The sequence below is a fragment of the Streptomyces sp. WELS2 genome (genome assembly GCF_013870595.1).
GTDB lineage: Bacteria > Actinomycetota > Actinomycetes > Streptomycetales > Streptomycetaceae > Streptomyces.
This window is the reverse complement of sequence record NZ_JACBWZ010000604.1, coordinates 1-3,944: the sequence shown is the minus strand read 5'-3', so window position 1 is coordinate 3,944 and position 3,944 is coordinate 1. Positions and strand designations below refer to the sequence as shown.

Below are 3,944 nucleotides of genomic sequence, written 5' to 3'. Positions count from 1 at the left end.
CGGCTACCCGGGCGCCGGTGCCGACGACGGCCCGGAGTACTTCGGCGACGGCGGCTACCCGGGCGGCGGCCACGGCGCGCACGACCCCTACGCGGCCGACCAGCCGGGCCACACCCAGGCGTTCTCCGTCGACGAGGCCGCGACCTACACCCAGGGCGCGACCTACCAGGCCGGCTCGGCCCCCGCGCCGGCCGCCCCGATCGGCCCGCCACTGCACTGGAAGGACCTGCTGAAGGGGATCGTCCTCGCCCCGAACGAGACCTTCCTGCGCATGCGGGACTACACGATGTGGATCCCCGCCCTCGTCGTGACCTTCCTCTACGGCCTGCTCGCCGTCTTCGGCTTCGACGGCGCCCGCGAGGACGCGATCAGCGCGACGCTGTCCAACGCGGTGCCGATCGTGCTGATCACGGCGGTCGTGATGGTGCTGGGCCTGTTCGTCCTGGGCGCGGTCACCCACACCCTGGCCCGCCAGCTCGGCGGCGACGGCGCCTGGCAGCCCACGGTGGGCCTGTCCATGCTGATCACGGCCCTCACCGACGCGCCCCGGCTGATCGTCGCCATGTTCTTCGGCGGCGACGCGGGCTTCGTCCAGATCCTCGGCTGGGCCACCTGGATCGGCGCCGGCGTCCTGCTGACCCTGATGGTCTCCCGCTCCCACGACCTGCCCTGGCCGAGGGCGCTGGGGGCGTCGGCGATCCAGCTGATCGCGCTGCTGTCGATCGTGAAGCTCGGCACGTTCTGAGCCTCGGCATGTGCAAAGGGCCCCCGGCAGCCGGGGGCCCTTTTCGCGTCCGTACCGGGCTCAGGCGTCGAGAACCTGCCCGGCCCGCTTCACGACGGGCGGCTCGACACTCCAGGGGAAGTTGATCCAGTCGTCGGTCCGCTTCCACACGTACTCGCACTTCACGAGCGAGTGGGACTTCTCGTAGACCACCGCGGAACGCACCTCGGCGACGGTGTCCAGACAGAAGTCGCGGACGAGCTTGAGCGTCTTGCCGGTGTCGGCGACGTCGTCGGTGATCAGGACCTTCTTGTCGGAGAAGTCGATCACGTTGGGAACCGGGGCGAGCATGACCGGCATTTCCAGGGTGGTCCCCACACCGGTGTAGAACTCCACGTTGACCAGGTGGATGTTCTTGCAGTCGAGGGCGTAGGCGAGCCCGCCCGCGACGAAGACACCGCCCCGGGCGATGCTCAGCACGATGTCGGGCTCGTACCCGTCGTCGGCGATGGTCTGCGCCAGTTCCCGGATGGCGGTGCCGAACCGCTCGTAGGTCAGGTTCTCCCGCACGTCTGCGCTGCTCATGCTGTAGTCGCCCTCACACCTGGGTCCGATGGAAATTGAGGAAGGACCGCGAGGCGGTCGGCCCGCGCTGCCCCTGGTACCGCGAGCCGTAGCGCTCGCTGCCGTACGGGGACTCGGCGGGCGAGGTCAGCCGGAACATGCAGAGCTGCCCGATCTTCATGCCCGGCCACAGCTTGATGGGGAGCGTGGCGAGGTTGGACAGCTCCAGGGTGACGTGCCCGCTGAAGCCGGGGTCGATGAACCCGGCGGTGGAGTGCGTGACCAGCCCGAGCCGCCCGAGCGAGCTCTTCCCCTCGAGCCTCGAGGCGAGGTCGTCGGGCAGCGTGATGACCTCGTAGGTGGAGGCGAGCACGAACTCCCCGGGGTGCAGGATGAACGGCTCGTCCCCGTCGGGCTCCACCAGCCGCGTCAGGTCCGCCTGCTCGATGGAGGGGTCGATGTGCGGGTAGCGGTGGTTCTCGAACACCCGGAAGTAACGGTCCAGCCGCACGTCGATGCTCGAGGGCTGCACCATGGATTCGTCATAGGGATCGATCCGTACCCGCCCGGCGTCGATCTCGGCCCGGATGTCCTTGTCTGAGAGAAGCACGTAGCGAGGATACGCAAGGCGCGCGGAACCATCGCAATCACGACGGCACCGCGCGCTCCCGGTCACACCCCGGCTACGGCCGGTGCGGACCTGCTCTCCCGCCTACCGCTTCTCCAGCACGACAGGCACCGCGCTCCGCAGCCGGGCGCATCGCGGACACCGCACGAGCCGGCCGGGGCCGAGCCGCTCGGCCTGCTGCATCGGGAACGAAGCGGTGCTGAAGACGTGCCCGTCCGCGCAGCGGACGACGGTGCGTTGCATCAAGTCCCTCAAGTCCCTTCCCCAAGAGCCGCGTCCGGCGTTCTGCCCGGACGCCAAAAGCCACATTACGGGATCAAAGAGACGACTCTCCAGGCGGCACTCCGGCCCCCACGGTACGCCCCAACTCACGCCGCCCGCAGCCGGATCCCACCCCGATTCCCCGGCACCGGCCCACCACACTTCCGCGATGATGTAGAGTGAGCGAGCGTCCGGACAAGGGATTCTCCGAACCCCATGTCCGCACATACGCGGGTGTAGTTTAATGGTAGAACATCAGCTTCCCAAGCTGAGAGCGCGAGTTCGATTCTCGTCACCCGCTCCATGCTGAAGGCCCAGGTCAGAGACCTGGGCCTTGTTGTTGTGTCCGGCGATCAGTCGTCGCGTGCCAGATCCGTGCCAGAAGACTTGTCGGCCCTCTTCTTGGCGGCCTCCGCCCGGGCCTTCCGAACGGTGGCGTCGAGGCCGGCGGCGACCTCTTCCTGGCGCTCCTCGTCGGAGTGCTGGTAGATCAGCGCGGCCTTCTCGGAGGACTGCCCGGCGCGGACCATCGTGTCCTTGAGGGTGGCGCCGGACCGGGTGGAGAGCGTGTGCCCGGTGTGCCGGAGGTCGTAGAACCGGAAGCCCTCGGGCATGCCGACGATCTCCCGTGCCTTACGCCACTTCCGCCCGAAGGTGCTACGGCGGAACGGGGCGCCCTTCTCCCCCACGAAGACCAGCCCGTCCGGCCCCGGCTCGGCATACGACTCCAGATGCCAGCGAAGCTCCCGGCGGAGAAACGCGGGAAGAATCACAGTCCGGGTCCCCGCCTCCGACTTCGTGTCGCCCCGGACGCGACGTCCGTTCATCCGCTCGGGTTCGGCAAGGCGGACCCTGATCCGCAGGTTCTCCAGGTCGACGTCCCGGCGGCGCAGACCGGCCAGTTCCTCCGGCCGCATCGGGCCGTAGGCGCCGAGGTAGACCATCAGCCGCCACCGCATCCCGACCGCTTCGGCGAGCGCGTCGACCTGGGCCACGGTGGCAATGCGCCGTTCGGCCGCCTTCTCTTTGCCGGCGCCCTTGATCCGGCACGGATTGCGCGTGATCAGCTCATCATCCACGGCCGTCTCCATGATGGCCTTCAGGAGGCGGTACGCCTTGGCCGTCATGGTCTTGGCCCTGGTGACCCGCAGCCGCTCGGCCCGCCACTCACGCACGAGCGGCGCCGTGATCTCGTCCAGGTCGGAGTCGGCGAAGGCGGCCAGGTACTTGTCGAGAAGGTAGCGGTACAGATCCCGGGTGAGCGGGGCCAGTTCCCGTTCCTCCACCCACTTGTCGGCGTAGACCCGGAAGCCCACCGCACCGGCCTCGGGGTCCCGCCACTCTCCCCGACGGATCTCGGTCTGCTTCTCCGCGAGCCAGTCGTCCGCGTCGGCGATCGTCGCGAAGGTCTCGGGCGCCGGGCGCATCACACCGTCCGGTCCGGGATACCGCGCCTGATAGCGGCCGGAGGGAAGCCGCCTGATCGCACCGAAACGGCGGCGCCTGCCCTTGTTGTTGGCCATCAGGCGGCCCGACCGTAACGCGTACGAGGACGCCTCAGCGGCTCTACCGTGCGGGCCCTGATGAACTCCTCGACCGCACTCTCCGGGATGCGCACATGCCGGCCGACCTTCACGTACCGGATGCGCCGCTCCTCGATCAGCCGCCGGGGGAAGCGGGCGGTCGTGCCGAGCAGTTCGGCGACCTGGTCCACGGACAGGTAGCGGTCGTTCATGCTGCGAGGTCTCCTTCCGTGCTGGTCGCGGT

Annotated in this window: 6 protein-coding genes and 1 tRNA gene; 2 read left to right on the top strand and 5 right to left on the bottom strand. The window is 68.9% G+C overall.

What is annotated here, in order from left to right; genetic code table 11:
- The coding region (locus tag H5J33_RS26515; RefSeq protein ID WP_181797375.1) for a Yip1 family protein at positions 1–745 on the top strand (745 nt) is incomplete at its 5' end.
- 60 nt (positions 746–805) lie between these two features.
- On the opposite strand, the gene H5J33_RS26510 is transcribed toward H5J33_RS26515, so the two are convergent.
- The 3 genes from H5J33_RS26510 to H5J33_RS26500 form a co-directional block, all read right to left on the bottom strand.
- The gene (locus H5J33_RS26510; RefSeq protein ID WP_181797374.1) at positions 806–1,309 is read right to left on the bottom strand and encodes a phosphoribosyltransferase; all 504 of its coding nucleotides are present in this window, start codon (positions 1,307–1,309) and stop codon (positions 806–808) included.
- A gap of 13 nt (positions 1,310–1,322) precedes the next feature.
- Entirely contained in the window at positions 1,323–1,898 is a 576-nt protein-coding gene (gene dcd, locus H5J33_RS26505) for a dCTP deaminase (RefSeq protein WP_030620657.1), read from the bottom strand.
- Between the two features lie 102 nt (positions 1,899–2,000).
- Entirely contained in the window at positions 2,001–2,159 is a 159-nt protein-coding gene (locus tag H5J33_RS26500) for a hypothetical protein (RefSeq protein WP_181797373.1), read from the bottom strand.
- Positions 2,160–2,407: 248 nt separating this feature from the next.
- Here H5J33_RS26500 and H5J33_RS26495 point away from each other — a divergent pair.
- Positions 2,408–2,481: transfer RNA gene (locus tag H5J33_RS26495), tRNA-Gly, on the top strand.
- A 49-nt stretch (positions 2,482–2,530) separates the two neighbouring features.
- Here H5J33_RS26495 and H5J33_RS26490 read toward each other — a convergent pair.
- Together H5J33_RS26490 and H5J33_RS26485 are read right to left on the bottom strand one after the other, a co-directional pair.
- Positions 2,531–3,700 carry a site-specific integrase gene (locus H5J33_RS26490; RefSeq protein WP_181797372.1) on the bottom strand — a complete coding sequence of 390 codons (1,170 nt, stop codon included), beginning with the start codon at positions 3,698–3,700 and terminating at the stop codon, positions 2,531–2,533.
- Positions 3,700–3,912 (bottom strand): excisionase family DNA-binding protein, encoded by a 213-nt coding sequence (locus H5J33_RS26485; RefSeq protein WP_181797371.1) that lies wholly within the window; start codon positions 3,910–3,912, stop codon positions 3,700–3,702. Before H5J33_RS26485 ends, H5J33_RS26490 begins: the two co-directional genes overlap by 1 nt.
- Positions 3,913–3,944 lie beyond the last annotated feature (32 nt).